A 15,147-nucleotide genomic window follows, 5' to 3' on the forward strand; every position below is an offset into this window, starting at 1 on the left:
ATGATAAAAGGATTAATTGTAGATGATGAACCAAGAGCCATCAAAGGCCTCCAGATACTCATTGAACAATATTGTCCGGAAATTACTTTGATTGGTTCTGCAAACAACATTAATGAGGCATATAAAATTATAGTACAGAAAGAACCAGATCTTATATTTCTTGATATCAATATGCCGAACGGATCAGGAATTGATCTACTGAAAAGATTAAACAAGACCAGTCAAGCTAAAGTCATATTTACTACTGCTTACGATGAGTTTGCGATTACTGCACTTAGGCTGTCAGCCTTAGATTACCTACTCAAGCCGGTGGATAAGGCAGAACTGATAAGTGCGATTGAAAAATATAAAGAGCTGGCTAAAACCGACGAGAGGCTCAATATTCTATCAGAATTGATAGAGAACAAAGTTTCGGACCGATTTTCCATTAATACTGTAGATGGTATTTACATTTTGAAATATGCAGATGTGAATTTTCTATCCTCTGAAAAGAATTACACCAAATTTCATTTAGCAGATTCCACCATGATTGCTTCTAAACCTTTGGGAGAGTATGAGAAGCTTTTGAGTGACAAAAATTTTGTTCGCCTTCACAGATCATATCTAGTCAATATGGATAAAATTGTGGAGTATGATAAAAAGCAAGGAAGTGTGGTTCTTGAGAACGGTGTGTCTGTGGAGGTATCACGAAATAAAAAGGATTACTTGATTGAAAAATTGCAGCAGCTATAGCTGTCTATTCATTGGATACGACACTTCATCCGCTAAAACTGGCCTGTTATTCATTTGATTCAAGATTCGTTGTAGGTCATTTTGCTATCACCTTCCTTTGTAAAATGAGAAAACTTCAATTGGTCTTAAACAATCCGAATTTTAGTTCAAACGCCACCTTTATTGTGAAGGCAGTAATATTAATTGGTCTGTTTTGGTTGATTGGGAGTTGAGAGAAGTTAATTCTAATCTTTTTTACATCCTTACCTTGTTCACTAATTGTGTCACTTTTTATTCACGAAAAGTAAGGTCTATTAATTTCGAAAAATAGGTTCAAATCATTCGATTTCCGGGATATTTGTAATCATATTAGATTGAAATCCGATTCGGTTTTCTTTCAAAGAAAGTCGTTTGTTATTATAAGATATTAAATCTTGAGTGAAAGCGTATAGACTTTACTTGTGCATCGAATTCAAGGCTGAAAGAGAAATTGGGATTGATTAATAATCAAATGAGTGTTCCATTCACAGATTTAAAGGCACAGTATCTTTCTATTAAAGATGAGATTGATGAGGCTGTTTTCTCGGTGATCAATCAAGGTAGTTACATTCAAGGGGATATAGTCCATCAGTTTGAATCGAATTTTGCTGATTATCTCGGGGCAAAGCGCTGCATAGGTGTTGCTAATGGAACAGACGCTCTGGAAATCGCGCTTAAGTCTTTAGGAATTGGAATAGGGGATGAGGTGATAGTTCCGGCCCTTTCCTGGATGAGCACTGCAGGGGCGGTGAGTAATGTTGGAGCAAAACCGGTATTTGTGGATGTTCTCGAATCTGAGAAAACCATTGATCCGGACGGAATAGAGATCAAAATATCAAATAAAACCAAAGCGATTATTCCGGTGCATCTTTATGGATTACCTGCGAGAATGACCGATATCCTTGCAATAGCTAAAAAACACAATCTGAAAGTTGTGGAGGATTGTGCACAAGCTCATGGCGCGGAAATAGATGGCAAGCGAGTTGGAACATTTGGTGATGTTTCAGCTTTCAGTTTCTATCCAACTAAAAACTTGGGAGCCTATGGTGATGCAGGAGGTATAATCACCAATGATAACGGGATTGCTCAAACATGTAGAATGATTTCAAACTATGGACAGATGTCTAAACATGACCATCAGGTTGTTGGAAGAAACAGTAGGTTAGATTCTCTACAAGCAGCAATTTTAAAAGCTAAACTTCCCCACTTGGAAAAATGGATAGATGCCCGTCAGCAGGTGGCAGCTTGGTATGCGGATAAGTTGAGCGGAGTTGTACTACCAATCATCCCGCAAGATTTAAGGCATGCATTCCACCTCTTTGTGATTCAGAGCAAAGACCGAACATCATTGATTAAAAAATTTGATAAAGCAGAGATTGGCTATGGAATCCATTATCCAACACCTTTACCATTTCAGAAGTGCTACGCAGATCAAAATCATAAATTGGGTGATTTTCCCATAGCTGAAAAACTTTGCAATGAGGTAATTTCCCTTCCAATTTATCCTGAGATGAAAGAAGAGTGGGTGGGTAGGGTTTGTGAAGTTTTAAACAATTCAACTTCTGATGAATAGTATTTCTCTTGAAAAGATGCAGCTTCCAAATCTTATCATTGTTGGTCCGCCAAAGACAGGTACTACGTCAATTTTTAATTGGCTGAATGCACATCCTGAATGTTTTGGGACGCAGCAAAAGGAGACGCATTTTTTTGCTGATCACATAAATTCCTATAATCAGAGTTGTAATTATATTGAGCACGGTATGTCTGCTTACAACAGATTATTTTCAGAGGTTGAAAACGAGAGAATAATCATGGAAGCAACAGCAGGGTATATAGACTCTACCAACGCATTCGAGGCAATACCATCTTTAGATAGCAATCCATTATTATTCTTTATTTATAGAAATCCTGTTGAGCGAATTTGGTCTGAGTATGTTTTTATGAAATATAAGACTAAAGACTTTAAGGGTGATTTGATGGAGTATTTAGGATACGATGGAAATCGGTTTAGTGGTAAAAATTTTGAAAGAGGCAAGATCGTATCCTTGATAAATAAGTGGATTGAAAAAGTCGGGAGAGATAGGGTTTACGTTTTTGATTTTTCAGACTTGAAGAGGCCTCTATATTTGATGAGGATGATGTGTGGAATTCTTAAGATTGAATCTGGTTTCTATGATTCCTTTAGCTTTGAAAAGCTTAATGAATCATATCGGGTACGAAATAGAGCTTTTCACTTATCAGCAATGAGTATTAAGAAGATCATACCAAAAAAAATGACTCAGTTTGCGTCTGAAATATATTTCAAGTTAAATGGCTCTTCTTTGCCAGAGATTACAGCTAAAGAGAAACATATACTGTCCGAACTAGGAAAACATTACGCTGATCAAGATGCTCGGAATCTTTTAACTCCTATAGTAACCCTTGATAATTGAATGGTTTTTAGAAGTAGATTTTTAAGTTCTATAGTTCCTGAACTCTTCAATGAGAGACTTAATAGGTCAAGTGTTTACAAGAACTTTTATGATAGAAATGAAACTATATTCATTCATACACCCAAGACAGGAGGGACAAGTGTATCTAAGCTGATGTATGGCGATGATCCATGGCATTACTCTGCCTGTGAGCTCTCACTAATAAACCCTGAAAAATTCAAAAGATATCGTAAAGTTGGCTTTGTGAGAAACCCTTTTGATCGATTGGTTTCTACCTATTACTACGGACAAGAATGGATAAAAGTACATCCCACTACATCTTTAAAATTTCTTAGTGAATTCAATTCTTTTGAACATTTTATTGAGTCAGGTCTCAATAGACGATTGGTGGCCAACCACTACTTCTTCTGGCCATATACCAAATATCTATTTATAAACAAAAAGCTGCCAATGGATGAAGTTGGACGCTTTGAAAACTTGGCCAATGAGGTTAATCGGATTTTTGATTTACCGATGGACAAGATTCCATTTGAAAATAAATCTTCAATAAAGAGGAATTATAAAGAGTACTACTCGCCCTCTACCGTTAAAAAGATCAATCAATTGTATCAAAGCGACCTTAGAAATTTTGACTATGACTTCTGACAAAATTTTAACGGTTATCATTTGTACCTATAACCGAGCCAGCCTACTTAAATACTGCTTGGACTCCTTAGTCAATCAGAAGTGTAATGACTTTGATGTATTGGTGATTAGCAATAATTGCGATGATAATACATCCGAAGTTGTAAAAAGCTTTCATAAAATCCTTTCAATTAGGGAAGTCATCGAAAAAGAACAAGGACTAAGTTTCGCAAGAAATAGAGGGTATAGAGAAGCAGCTACTTCTTGGGTCGCTTATCTTGATGATGATGCAATGGCACATAGCAATTGGGTGAAAGTGATTTTGTCAACCATTAAAAGCTATGATTTTGGAGCTTTTGGAGGTATATATCTTCCATGGTATAAGGAAGGCAAGGTCAAATGGTATAAAGACTCTTACGGGTCGAACCAGAAGTTTTTTAAGCAAAAAGGGGTTTATGAATTATCTGGAATCCAGTTTATAAGTGGAGGTAATGCGGTATATGATAGAATGGCACTTATGTCATCCGATGGCTTTCCTACTGACATAGGAATGAATGGAGATATTTTAAGCTATGGTGAGGAGATAGTTCTTCAACGGCAGTTGAAAAAAAATGGACTTAAGCTTGGTATAAATACAGATCTTCTGATAGATCACCTAGTGCCTTTAAGGAAACAAAAAGTATCCTTTTTCATTGAGAGCTTTCAGAATAAAGGGAAGGTCTATTGGCATGGGAAAAAGACAAATCCTGGCAAACTTATCGTTTTCACAATCCAGGGGATTCTTAGTGTAACTTTTACTGTTTTCTTTGCATGCTTCAAGCTTTTTAAAAGGGATTTTTTTAAAGAAAATGCTAAAGTTGAGATTTACTCTAAGTTTCAATTTTACCTGCAAAGCATTCTAAATTATAAATCAAGAACATGATCCCTCGGAAGATACATTATTGTTGGTTTGGGAAGTCGGCATATCCACTTCTAGTTGAAAAGTGTCTGGCAAATTGGAAAAAAAAATTGCCTGACTATGAATATAAGCTTTGGGACGAGAGCAACTCTCCAATGTCAGAGCCGGTAATTCAAAGTGCATATAAAAAGAAGAATTATGCATTTGTATCTGATTTTGTAAGATTGCATGCTGTACACTCCGAGGGTGGTATTTATCTCGATTCGGATATAGAAATTGTCCGTGATTTCGATCCTCTGTTGTCAGAAAAGTGCTTTCTGGGATTTTCTCAAAGAAACTTTGTGAATAATGCAGTAATGGGGGGAGAGAAAGGTTTTGCCTTGCTACTTGAAATGATGGATTTCATGAAAAAGATGTATTTAGAAGGCGAAGAACAACTAACCTCCCCGAGAGTAACGACGGCTGTATTAAGAGAGCATGGATTAAAAGACTATGGAGATCAAATCATAGCTAATGCTAGGTTGTTACCCAGAGAAGCTTTTTATCCATACAACCCTTATGATCCTGAACGACCACTCAATAATTTCTTCTTTGAAGATGTCAAAGAGAACACGTTTACCGTGCATCACTACATGGCTAGCTGGAACAAGACAAATAAGCTTAAACTGATTTTGAATAAGATAAAGAACACGAATGTTTTTAAGAAAAATTAAGACATTACCATTGGTCGGACCTCTGGTAAAGCGAATTCATAACCAATACCTATTAAGAAAGCGAAGTAAGAATTTTAAATCATCAACTCAGTTTTGGACCGAAAAGTATGTTCAGGGCGGACACTCGGGTTTCGGATCCTATAATGAATTAGCAGAGTTCAAAGCGGATGTGATTAACGAATTAATTAAGCAAAACAATTTTTCCACATTTGTTGAATTTGGAAGTGGAGACGGGAATCAGGTTAAGTTGATTGATTACCCAAATTATGTCGGATATGATATAAGTGAAGTTGCTGTTGAAATGTGTAGGGAGCATTTCAAAGGTCAGGATAACCGGGACTTCAGACTGATGAGTGATTACGGTTCAGAAAAGTTTGATGTATCCATTTCTTTGGATGTGATCTTCCACCTTGTAGAAGATGATGTTTACCAATCCTATTTGAAAACACTGTTTGGAGCAGCTGAAAAAGCAGTAATTATTTACTCATCCAACAATGAAGAAAACACGGATAATTACTATCCTCAGGTGCGCCACAGAAAATTCACAGCAGATGTGGAAGCAATGTTTCCTGACTTCTTTTTAGAAACTCACATTCCCAACAAGTACCCATATAAGGGCAACTCTCTTACTGGATCATTTGCAGATTTTTACATCTATAAGCGGAAGTAACTGCGAATAGCGAAACCGAGTGTAATCAAGAATGCTGCTAAGATTATTATAGAGCTTAGTAGCATAATGTTATTACCAGACTGATAAATTTTCGGCTTAAACTCAAACACAATCTCGTGAGTGCCTTCAGGTATCTCCAATGCCCTGAGGACATAGTTAGCTCGGAGGATGTCTACCTCAGTCCCATCAATGGTGGCTGTCCACCCCTTAGGATAGTATATTTCTGAAAATACACCCAGCGCAGAGCCTCCGGTTATTGTTGCTGTATAGCTCACCTTGTTGGGTGTCTTCTCTGTAAGTTGGATCGATCCGAATCCTGAAACCTGAGGAATGGCAAATTTGGTCTGATCTATTAAAGCTTGAGATTTGGTATTGATAGCGCAAACTTGCCCCACTTCTTCATCGGCGGAATTAACAGGAATAATTTCCGAAACCACCCAGGCATTTCCGTTAGCAGCCGGATTGGGGATCACTCCGTTTTGCTGCGTTCCAAAATACAGGTAGCGCGTATTTAGCATATTCAGAACCTGCAGATCGGAAAAATCAGTCGACTGACTTTGAAGATTCCCAATGGCCGTTTGCAACTCGGACTGGATGCAGTAATCAATTAAATCCTGGTAGCGACGAATCTTCGCGCCATGGTATCCACCAATCGATTCATGGTAGTAGGATGTTCTGTTTTCATTAAACGGATTTTGTAAGTTCAGCACCCGCTCACCGTATAGAGCCCTCGAGGCAATGGCTCTATCTGCCTCTGTCATTTGGAAGAATTCCTCAGATGGATCTTTTGCAAATTTTTCCTCTCCGAGAAATCTTTTTGTCAATGAAAAGCTATCCACAAACACAATGAAAACCAGCCCTAACATAACCTGGTTGGTTTTTACTTTCTTTTTGAAGATTGCCCAGGCCATCACAGCAAAGGAAACGACAAACATTAAAGCTCTCAAGCTGTCTTTAATCAGCAGTGATTGTCGGTCTTCTCTAATCGCATCAATGAACCAGTCAGGTAGCTGAGCATCAATAGCACCTCGGTATCCTAGTGCGCCGGAAAAAACCAAAAGTGCGATCAAGAAACCACCCCCTATTCCGAACAGAATATAGATTTTCTTTTTCAGCGCTACATTCCATTCACTGCTCACTAGCTTTTCTAAAGCAATGGACCCTAGCAGATTCATAGCAAAAATGGTGATGATGATGGTGAAGGTGACCGATCTGAATTTGTTGTATCCCGGTAGGTAGTCGAAGAGGAAGTTGTTAAATCCTTCGAAATTTTTCCCCCAGCTCATCATTATGCCAAGAATCACTAGTGTGATCAGCCAAACTTTATGTTTTTTAGGAAGCAGAAGTATACCTAATATAAATAGCAAAACGGTCAATGTACCAGCGTAGTACGGCGCTGTTAGTGGCTGATCTCCCCAATAGGTGGGGATCGCCTGAATCTGCTGGGTGATCTGCGAACGATTGTAGCCCGCACTTCTAAGTGCATCGGCTACCGCAGATTTTGGAGTAAGCTCCTGCTGCGATGAGCCTCCGAAAATGTTTGGAACAAAAAGAAAAAGGGGTTCTGCAATTCCATTGCTGTAGCGGAAAGCATACTCTTTGTCCAGACCTGAAGATGCTTGCTGATCACTTTTCAGTTCTGATTTTCCTCTGATTGTATACTTACTATATTCCAATGTGGTGGCCAGTCGTCCATAGTTAGCACCCACAGCCAGCACAGCTGCAAGTATCATTAGGGCAGCATTGATTCCAAATTCCTTGTAGCTTTTTTCTTTGATGACATTGACTATCAAGTTGATTCCGTAGGCCGCCACAATGATCACCAGGTAGTAGGTAATCTGCGGGTGATTTGCACGAATCTGCAACCCAAGTGATAGAGCAGTCAGCCCAAAACCAAGCCAGCGTTTACCTGAAAAAGTCAAATGAATTCCTGCAAGCACCAATGGCATCAATGCTACAGCTGCAATTTTCGCATTGTGACCAGCCATGATTCCTATGACATTGAAGCCATTCAAACCAAAAGCAATCGCTCCGGCAGCCGCAATTAGTGGTCTCACTTTGAAGCATAGCAGCAGAATGTAGAAGCTTACAAATGATAGGAACATGATACCCTCCGGATGTCCCATCCCGATCATAGCTGCTTTGTACGCATATCTTAATAGATCTCCGGAATATTGTACTCCTGTCAAATAGGCCGGCATTCCGCTAAACATATACGGATTCCAAAGTGCTTCTTCACCAGTTCCACTTCGGTGCAACTGAAGCTGATTGTTACCACCCTGCCCTTGCAAAATGTCATGCTGGTGGATCGTTTTATCACCTAAAAAGGAAGGGTAGTGAACAAGAATGGTGATTAATAAAAAGCCCAGAATGATCAGTCCGTGGGTGAGTAGATTTTTCTTAAGTGCTGCGTTCATTTTGGAAGGTTAATTTTCAAGAATCGCTCAAAGGTAGAATGAATGATTTTATTGATATCGGCTGAGATTCTAAATCGATAAATAAGGAATACATAAACGATGACCGTAAGTATGGATCTGATGGTGATATCAAAAACAGGATGAAGACCTGTTTTGAAAAAGTAGGCAGAAATGGTTACCAAAGCGCCAATTATGAAAAGTGGAACGTGAGACTTCATGAGCGGATGAATCCCAAAGTGATATCTCACAAAGGCTACCTTTAGCAAGATGTGAAAAAAGATAGCAGACATGTAGCTGATCACAGCACCATTGAGTCCCCACTGCGCAATGAAAATCGAATTGAGAGCAATCAGAATGACGGCTGCCAATACCTGAAAAATCAGGTTGTATTTATACATTTCAGAAAAGTTGATGATCTCACCTGCAAAACTTGAGGTCATCAAACTCAGCTTCACCAGACACACGCCTATTACTACCCAAAATCCTGTTTGAAAATCTGACCCTTTTGGAATGAAATCAAAAAGTGATTGTAGGTTGGTGACGATACCGATGAAAAGAAGTAGGCCAAGCACAGACATGGTGATGGAGCCTCGTTTGTAAAGCTTCTCCACTTCCGCCATGTTATTTTTTTCAAATTCTGATGACAGAATCGGAGAAATCACCTTGGCCATATTTCGCCTGGGCATTTCCACGATCATTGCTATAAAAAAACAGGTGGTGAATATTCCATTCATTTCCGGCCCAAGAATAGTCGTAACCTGATCGTACGAGACATTATTTAGTAGAGCAAAGCTTCCTGCCAGCAGCATGGAGTAGCTGCCAAATTTCAAAAGATTAATACGCCATTTTTTATCAATAAAGCCAAAGGAGAAATTGAATCGGAAGCCGTGGTAAACCACCAGCTGGATGAATAAGAAAACGAATGCCAGTAAATAGATTAAGCCCAGTCCAATCACAGCACCATTAAAATTCCACCAGTCGATCGCATAGCCAAAGACAAGAAGTAGCGAAGCAATGCGCAAGTACACATCCCTTAAAAAGGAAGGGAATATCACCTTCATGATCGTGCGGCTGTAGCTGAAAAAGAGTTCAAACAAACTATTAGACACAATGATGATGGCCGTAATTGAAAGATAGTTGATGTAGGTAGGTGCCGTCTCAAGGTATCGTGCAGCTATATGATCTCTCAGTAAAAAACCCGTGAGCAGTACTAATCCATTTCCGATAATGGTGATGAGAAGGAGGAAGGTAAAAAACTGATTTCGCTTACCTGCCTCAAAGGAGGGGAAGTACTTGATAAATGAGCTACCCATCCCAAAAGATGAGACCGGTGATACAATCATGGCATTGGCAGTGATCAGGGTGAAAAGACCAATCTGAGAAAGATCGAAATACTCCGCACGCAAGTACAGTGTATTGAAGTATCCAACGATGACCCCCAGGTAGGCGATCACTGTTCCCCAAAAACTTTGCTTAATGACTACTCCCACAAAAGTTCTGTTAGAAAAACCACAATTTAATAGAAAGTGCCACCACCATCACTAGCAATATCATACGGATGAGTTTATCACTTTTCTCCACCGACCACCGACTTGCAATCCATCCTCCTGTTGCATTGCCCACTGCCAGCACAAGTCCATATTCCCACCTTATTTTATCACTGAGATAAAAGACCACAAGTGCTGCAACAGTATAGGTTAACGCTACAAACACTTTGATAGCGTTGGTTTTGGCCATTTTAAACCCGTGGATCGCGGTAAGAGAAGCAATGATCAAAAAGCCTACTCCCGCCTGTATAAATCCTCCATAAACTCCCAAAAAGAAGAAAATGATTACACTCAGCCACACCTTTTTTGTGGTGAGCATCTCTGACGCCTCTTTTTTTACATTGGGCTTAAATACCGTAATTCCCATGACCATCAGCATGATCACTGCCAATATTTTGTTGAATACATCTTCATTGATATCTACAGCAATTTTTGACCCGACGATGGCGCCAATAGTAGCCGGGATAGCGACCCACACTGCAAATGGAAAGATTCGAACGCCTTTGCTTTGAAAGCCTGCGACAGAAAAAATATTTTGAACAAAAATGGCTACCCGATTAGAAGCATTGGCTTCTGCCGATGGTAAGCCAAGAAAGATAAGCAACGGCAAAGTAATCAGTGAGCCGCCACCAGCGATGGTATTAATAAACCCTGCAAAGATTCCGGTGGCAATTAGAAAAGCTCCTTCCAGTACAGTCATATCAAAGCTTATAGTCTGTGAGCTTGCAATCTAATTCATCCTTACATGCAGCCAGCAATTCCATCTGATTTTGGTTGAGTGTTGGGTGAATTTCTATAGGACACATTTCTACAAGGGGGATTAGTGTGAACTTCCGATCGGGGATGCCCGGGTGTGGTACGGTCAGTTGGTCAGTTTCAACGATCTCATCATGAAAGTAGAGTATATCAATGTCGATGGAGCGCTCACCCCATTTTTCCTTACGGATTCTACCCAATGATTTTTCAATACTTAGTATGGTGGTTAGTAGCTCTTCGGGACTTTTAGAGCATTCAATTTGTAGAACCACATTTAAAAACCAATCCTGATTTTCCTTACCCCACGGCTCAGTCTCGTAAATAGACGACTCATCAATCACATGTATGCCATGCTGAATGAGCAGCTGCTCGGCCTCTCTCAGGTATTCCAGCCGGTTGCCCATATTGCTGCCCAGTAGGAGATAAATTCCGTTCATATACTTTCTAAATCCAATGTTTGCAAACCTCGTCTTACTTTTGCTGCTTTCAAAGACTAATTAAACGTACTAAAAAATATCCATGGCTTTTTTAAGGAATCTTCTGGCTACCATAGTGGGCCTCATCATTTTTTCAATCATTGGCTTTTTCATGCTGATAGGAATTGTAGCTTCAGCCTCGGCTGATGAAGCTCCTACGGTAAAGACCAACTCTGTCCTTTACTTTCCTATGACGGGCGTTTTACAGGAAAAGGCAGTAGAAGATCCGTTCCTTACTGTATTTGCTGATGCTCCTCCGGCTCAAAGCCTGCTTGACATAATATCAGCTATTAAAAAAGCTAAGACCGATGATCGGATCAAGGGAATCTATGTAGAGCCGATGTACCTGGCAGCCAGCTACGCAGGATTGCAGGAGATCAGGGACGCGCTGCTGGATTTCAAAGAGTCTGGAAAGTTCGTTTATGCCTATGGTGAGTACCTCAGCGAAGGTGACTATTACGTAGCGTCGGTAGCTGATAGCTTGTTTTTGAACCCGACGGGTGCCATCGAATTCAATGGGCTGGATGTGAATATCACCTTCTTTAAAGGGATGTTTGATAAACTTGACATCAAGCCGGAGATATTCAGGGTTGGCGAATTTAAAAGCTATGTGGAGCCCTATATCAGAAAGGATTTAAGTGCAGAAAACAGACTTCAATATTCTGAGCTGCTCAATTCTATGTACAACATCTATTTATCGAACGTATCAAACTCTGTGCAGATTCCGGTAGATAAGCTCGCAGAGATCTCGGATCAGATGAAGGTGAGTCTACCGAAAGATGCCGAAGATGTGGGGTTGGTGCATAAAGTTGGATTTGAAGATGAACTGAAGAGCGTGATGAAGCAGAAGCTGGGCTTATCCGAAAGTGCAGAGCTGCGAACGATGAAGATGAATAAATACATCCAGGCTATCGAGAAGGAAAGTAATTACTCCCGAAACCGCATAGCTGTAATAGTGGCCGAAGGTGACATTGTCATGGGAGGTGATGAAGGCATTGTGGGAGCAACCTATGCGGAAGAAATCCGAAAGGCTAGAAATAATGACCGAGTAAAAGCCATCGTGATGCGGGTAAACTCCGGAGGAGGGAGCATGACCGCTTCGGATATGATCTGGAGAGAGCTGATGCTGACCAAGGGTAAGAAGCCAATCATTGCCTCGATGGGTGGAGCTGCGGCTTCAGGCGGATACTACATAGCCATGCCAGCGGATACGATCATTGCTCAGCCAAATACGATTACAGGTTCCATTGGAATCTTCGGGATGTGGTTCAATTTCGGGGAGTTTCTGGAAAATAAAATAGGGATCACGCATGATGTAGTGAAGACCGGTGAATACTCGGATATCTATACCCTGACTCGTCCGCTCAGAGATGCCGAACGAGCGATCATCCAGCGTGGAGTAAATGAGGGGTATGAAGTATTTACCCAAAAAGCGGCGGATGCCAGAGGCATGACGCAGGATGACTTGAAAAAAATAGCGAGTGGCCGGGTATGGAGCGGTGAGCAGGCATTGAGCAATGGACTGGTGGATCAGCTGGGTGATTTTTATGATGCCGTTGAACTAGCGGCCAAAGCTGCAGGTATAGAAGATGATTATGGTATTTCGTACTACCCTAAAGAAAAGCCATTCATTGAGGAGTTTCTGGAAAAGATGAATGCCAAGGTGCAGTTTACGCTGTTTGGGATGGATGCCGACCCTATGGCCAAAGCAGTGAAAGAACTAAACCAACATAAAGGACTGCAAGCGAGGGTGCCGGGGAATCTTGAGGTGAGGTAACGCCCAGATATGGCGCTGTGGCCTCCGAGCTTTATTAATTGCGATAAAAGTAGCTTATCTGCCGGTGCATTCAAAGTATCAAACTGACACTGCGCCAACACAAATAAAAATCTCCCACGAGCAGAACTCAGTAGAAAGCACTTCACTTTCTTGGTGGCTGCTAAGCGGGATGTTTCGCAGACACTTTGCAGATGACTAAGTAAGGCCATGCGCAATATTGTCTGTTAGCAAAAGTTCATTCTTTGTTCAGGAAAGTAGTTACTAGACTATTGTCTTCAGATTCCATTTCAGTTGTCCAACTGTCAATCCACCAACGACCGTTTTCGTAATGCAATTGTATGCTGTTAAGTCCTCTAATAGAAGATTCAATGTTTGGGTCCGTTCGTATTTCAAATGCACTCCATACTTGTGCAATGTTACCATACCGACTCACTTTCCGTTTTAGTTCTTTTTCAAAAAAATCTTCTCTTGGGGATAATCCAATGGGTATATATTCTGCCTCCAGCGAATGGGTATCAGCTCGTCCGTTTTCATCGATTCTTGTGATAAATGCACTTTTTGAATGAATGTATTTATCTCTTTCAAATCCCAGGGTTCATTACTTGAACCTGAAACAACATCGTAGTAGGCAGTTATAATAGCGTCTATCGACTCAACATCCTTCGCATATTTTTGATCCAGATTTTGTCCAGTAACCCCTGAGGAAGTTATTATGGTAAAAACGAAAAGCATGCTTTTTTTCATAGCGACTATTTTTGCTAACATTAATGTAACGCACACAAACCCGTGCAAAACGTTACTTCCTTTCAAATATAGCGGAAGTGTCCGCTTTTTAGTTTATGAGGCTTTCTTTAAAACACAAACAGATACAACAGCATCACAACAATCAAGACAATAGCGATCCACTTGTAGTTGGTGCTTGTTTCAGCAAACTCGTATTGACAGATAGGGCAGACGGTAGAGGAGATGTCTACCTCCATGGCACAGGATGGACATTCTTTGGTTTTCATCACAGTGATTTTATGGCCGTCATCAATAGACACAGCCAACCGGCTATAAACATCAACCCACCGATAGGCGTGACAGCTCCCAGCCACTTCATGCCGGTAAAGCACAATACATAAAGTGATCCTGAAAATATAAGAATGCCTAGTGTAATGCTATAGCCTGCATAGGTGAGCCACTGGCTTTCTATTTTGGTCATGAGCAGAGCTATGCCCAGCAGCGCCAGCGTGTGATAAAACTGATACTGTACTGCTGTTTGATAGATGTCCAGCGTGCCTTCTGTTTCCAGCTTGGATTTGAGTGCATGCGCGCCAAAAGCCCCTAGTCCTACTGCCAGTATGCCTGAGATGGAAGATATGATGAGGAAGAGTTTATGCATTACTTCTGTTCTGTGTAGTATTCAGGAAAAGTAAAAAGAATGGGGTTCGGAGAGACGTCCAGCTTTACTTCAGTCGCTGTGGCTTCTATGTCGCGATCTCCTAGTTTTATTTTTCTTTTTAGTACCAGACCATTCCACACCCATAGCTCCTGAATGGCTTTCCCTTCAAAGGTCCATATCTGACACTTTTTATCTAACAGCATGGCATCCTCTGCCTGCTGACCACCCATGGAAAACAAAATGGCTTCCGAAACCTGATCCGGTGTTTTGTAGGATGCCTGCTGGCTCCATTTAAAATCTTTTTTCAATGTGTAGGTAGAATCTTCCTCATTGAGCCGATAGACAAAATCCCCATCAGTGATTTCATAAACAGACTGGGTGCTGGTAATACCATACAGCTCGAATGTCATGGTCTGCTGCTTCAGACTGGTCCATCCAAAATCTGTGAAAACCATGGATTCCTCGCCTGAGGCGTCTCCCGAAATCTCATAAGTGATTTCAGCACTTTCGATGGTGTATTTTTTCAAGTCCTGAGCTCTGAGTTCTTCGGCTGTTTTGGCCTGAGAAAAGCCAAGGCAGGGGATGAGGACGAGGAGGGAGATGGCTGATTTCATTTATGGGTATGTGTTGTTATCTCAAAGATAAAAAAACCCCTGACAGTAAGAAGTCAGGGGCTGTCAACCAGCTATAGTCCAAAAATCCC

16 protein-coding genes are annotated in these 15,147 nt (G+C 40.7%); 8 read left to right on the plus strand and 8 right to left on the minus strand.

Going from position 1 to position 15,147, the window contains the following annotated elements; translation table 11 throughout:
- From ACEQZT_RS04380 to ACEQZT_RS04410, 7 genes are all read left to right on the plus strand, one after another.
- A complete protein-coding gene (locus ACEQZT_RS04380; RefSeq protein ID WP_370087613.1) occupies nt 1–732 on the plus strand; it encodes a LytR/AlgR family response regulator transcription factor in 732 nt (243 codons plus the stop codon).
- A gap of 490 nt (nt 733–1,222) precedes the next feature.
- Nucleotides 1,223–2,323, plus strand: coding sequence for a DegT/DnrJ/EryC1/StrS family aminotransferase (locus tag ACEQZT_RS04385; protein WP_370087615.1), 1,101 nt, complete (start codon nt 1,223–1,225; stop codon nt 2,321–2,323).
- Nucleotides 2,316–3,182 (plus strand): sulfotransferase domain-containing protein, encoded by an 867-nt coding sequence (locus tag ACEQZT_RS04390; RefSeq protein ID WP_370087617.1) that lies wholly within the window; start codon nt 2,316–2,318, stop codon nt 3,180–3,182. The genes ACEQZT_RS04385 and ACEQZT_RS04390 overlap by 8 nt, the downstream gene beginning before the upstream one ends.
- The gene (locus ACEQZT_RS04395) at nt 3,183–3,827 is read left to right on the plus strand and encodes a sulfotransferase family 2 domain-containing protein (RefSeq protein WP_370087619.1); all 645 of its coding nucleotides are present in this window, start codon (nt 3,183–3,185) and stop codon (nt 3,825–3,827) included.
- Nucleotides 3,817–4,728 (plus strand): glycosyltransferase, encoded by a 912-nt coding sequence (locus ACEQZT_RS04400; protein WP_370087621.1) that lies wholly within the window; start codon nt 3,817–3,819, stop codon nt 4,726–4,728. Before ACEQZT_RS04395 ends, ACEQZT_RS04400 begins: the two co-directional genes overlap by 11 nt.
- Nucleotides 4,725–5,417 (plus strand): glycosyltransferase family 32 protein, encoded by a 693-nt coding sequence (locus ACEQZT_RS04405; RefSeq protein WP_370087623.1) that lies wholly within the window; start codon nt 4,725–4,727, stop codon nt 5,415–5,417. Before ACEQZT_RS04400 ends, ACEQZT_RS04405 begins: the two co-directional genes overlap by 4 nt.
- Nucleotides 5,398–6,087, plus strand: coding sequence for a methyltransferase domain-containing protein (locus ACEQZT_RS04410; RefSeq protein ID WP_370087625.1), 690 nt, complete (start codon nt 5,398–5,400; stop codon nt 6,085–6,087). The genes ACEQZT_RS04405 and ACEQZT_RS04410 overlap by 20 nt, the downstream gene beginning before the upstream one ends.
- Here the strand turns inward: ACEQZT_RS04410 and ACEQZT_RS04415 are convergent.
- The 4 genes from ACEQZT_RS04415 to folK are packed head-to-tail and all read right to left on the minus strand — an operon-like array spanning nt 6,072 to nt 11,244.
- Entirely contained in the window at nt 6,072–8,504 is a 2,433-nt protein-coding gene (locus tag ACEQZT_RS04415; RefSeq protein WP_370087627.1) for a YfhO family protein, read from the minus strand. The genes ACEQZT_RS04410 and ACEQZT_RS04415 overlap by 16 nt on opposite strands.
- On the minus strand, nt 8,501–9,994 hold the full coding sequence (locus ACEQZT_RS04420; RefSeq protein WP_370087629.1) for a lipopolysaccharide biosynthesis protein: 1,494 nt from the start codon (nt 9,992–9,994) through the stop codon (nt 8,501–8,503). The genes ACEQZT_RS04415 and ACEQZT_RS04420 overlap by 4 nt, the downstream gene beginning before the upstream one ends.
- A 10-nt stretch (nt 9,995–10,004) precedes the next feature.
- Complete coding sequence (locus ACEQZT_RS04425) at nt 10,005–10,751, minus strand: sulfite exporter TauE/SafE family protein (RefSeq protein WP_370087631.1); 747 nt, start codon at nt 10,749–10,751, stop codon at nt 10,005–10,007.
- Between the two features lies 1 nt (nt 10,752).
- On the minus strand, nt 10,753–11,244 hold the full coding sequence (gene folK / locus ACEQZT_RS04430; RefSeq protein WP_370087633.1) for a 2-amino-4-hydroxy-6-hydroxymethyldihydropteridine diphosphokinase: 492 nt from the start codon (nt 11,242–11,244) through the stop codon (nt 10,753–10,755).
- A gap of 82 nt (nt 11,245–11,326) precedes the next feature.
- Here folK and sppA point away from each other — a divergent pair, with 82 nt between their 5' ends.
- Nucleotides 11,327–13,060, plus strand: a complete 1,734-nt coding sequence (sppA, locus tag ACEQZT_RS04435) for a signal peptide peptidase SppA (RefSeq protein WP_370087635.1) — start codon at nt 11,327–11,329, stop codon at nt 13,058–13,060.
- Nucleotides 13,061–13,501: 441 nt separating this feature from the next.
- On the opposite strand, the gene ACEQZT_RS04440 is transcribed toward sppA, so the two are convergent.
- The 4 genes from ACEQZT_RS04440 to ACEQZT_RS04455 all read right to left on the minus strand — a co-directional run bounded on the left by ACEQZT_RS04440 (nt 13,502) and on the right by ACEQZT_RS04455 (nt 15,058).
- The gene (locus ACEQZT_RS04440; protein ID WP_370087637.1) at nt 13,502–13,804 is read right to left on the minus strand and encodes a hypothetical protein; all 303 of its coding nucleotides are present in this window, start codon (nt 13,802–13,804) and stop codon (nt 13,502–13,504) included.
- Nucleotides 13,805–13,911: 107 nt separating this feature from the next.
- Nucleotides 13,912–14,070, minus strand: a complete 159-nt coding sequence (locus tag ACEQZT_RS04445; protein WP_370087639.1) for a zinc ribbon domain-containing protein — start codon at nt 14,068–14,070, stop codon at nt 13,912–13,914.
- Nucleotides 14,070–14,444: a DUF423 domain-containing protein gene (locus ACEQZT_RS04450; protein WP_370087641.1), complete on the minus strand. Its 375-nt coding sequence runs from the start codon at nt 14,442–14,444 to the stop codon at nt 14,070–14,072. The genes ACEQZT_RS04445 and ACEQZT_RS04450 overlap by 1 nt, the downstream gene beginning before the upstream one ends.
- Complete coding sequence (locus tag ACEQZT_RS04455) at nt 14,444–15,058, minus strand: hypothetical protein (RefSeq protein ID WP_370087643.1); 615 nt, start codon at nt 15,056–15,058, stop codon at nt 14,444–14,446. Before ACEQZT_RS04455 ends, ACEQZT_RS04450 begins: the two co-directional genes overlap by 1 nt.
- Nucleotides 15,059–15,147: the final 89 nt, after the last annotated feature.

It is taken from the genome of Ekhidna sp. (assembly GCF_964218185.1).
In the GTDB taxonomy this organism is placed as follows: domain Bacteria; phylum Bacteroidota; class Bacteroidia; order Cytophagales; family Cyclobacteriaceae; genus Ekhidna.

Excerpts from the sequence above, each read along its gene's own strand:
- ACEQZT_RS04425 (WP_370087631.1), bottom strand. The coding sequence starts at position 10,751 with ATGACTGTACTGGAAGGAGCTTTTCTAATTGCCACCGGAATCTTTGCA.
- ACEQZT_RS04385 (WP_370087615.1), top strand. The coding sequence starts at position 1,223 with ATGAGTGTTCCATTCACAGATTTAAAGGCACAGTATCTTTCTATTAAA.
- ACEQZT_RS04395 (WP_370087619.1), top strand. The coding sequence starts at position 3,183 with ATGGTTTTTAGAAGTAGATTTTTAAGTTCTATAGTTCCTGAACTCTTC.
- ACEQZT_RS04410 (WP_370087625.1), top strand. The coding sequence starts at position 5,398 with ATGTTTTTAAGAAAAATTAAGACATTACCATTGGTCGGACCTCTGGTA.
- ACEQZT_RS04440 (WP_370087637.1), bottom strand. The coding sequence starts at position 13,804 with ATGAAAAAAAGCATGCTTTTCGTTTTTACCATAATAACTTCCTCAGGG.
- ACEQZT_RS04415 (WP_370087627.1), bottom strand. The coding sequence starts at position 8,504 with ATGAACGCAGCACTTAAGAAAAATCTACTCACCCACGGACTGATCATT.
- ACEQZT_RS04390 (WP_370087617.1), top strand. The coding sequence starts at position 2,316 with ATGAATAGTATTTCTCTTGAAAAGATGCAGCTTCCAAATCTTATCATT.
- ACEQZT_RS04450 (WP_370087641.1), bottom strand. The coding sequence starts at position 14,444 with ATGCATAAACTCTTCCTCATCATATCTTCCATCTCAGGCATACTGGCA.
- ACEQZT_RS04455 (WP_370087643.1), bottom strand. The coding sequence starts at position 15,058 with ATGAAATCAGCCATCTCCCTCCTCGTCCTCATCCCCTGCCTTGGCTTT.
- ACEQZT_RS04380 (WP_370087613.1), top strand. The coding sequence starts at position 1 with ATGATAAAAGGATTAATTGTAGATGATGAACCAAGAGCCATCAAAGGC.
- sppA (WP_370087635.1), top strand. The coding sequence starts at position 11,327 with ATGGCTTTTTTAAGGAATCTTCTGGCTACCATAGTGGGCCTCATCATT.
- folK (WP_370087633.1), bottom strand. The coding sequence starts at position 11,244 with ATGAACGGAATTTATCTCCTACTGGGCAGCAATATGGGCAACCGGCTG.
- ACEQZT_RS04445 (WP_370087639.1), bottom strand. The coding sequence starts at position 14,070 with ATGAAAACCAAAGAATGTCCATCCTGTGCCATGGAGGTAGACATCTCC.
- ACEQZT_RS04405 (WP_370087623.1), top strand. The coding sequence starts at position 4,725 with ATGATCCCTCGGAAGATACATTATTGTTGGTTTGGGAAGTCGGCATAT.
- ACEQZT_RS04400 (WP_370087621.1), top strand. The coding sequence starts at position 3,817 with ATGACTTCTGACAAAATTTTAACGGTTATCATTTGTACCTATAACCGA.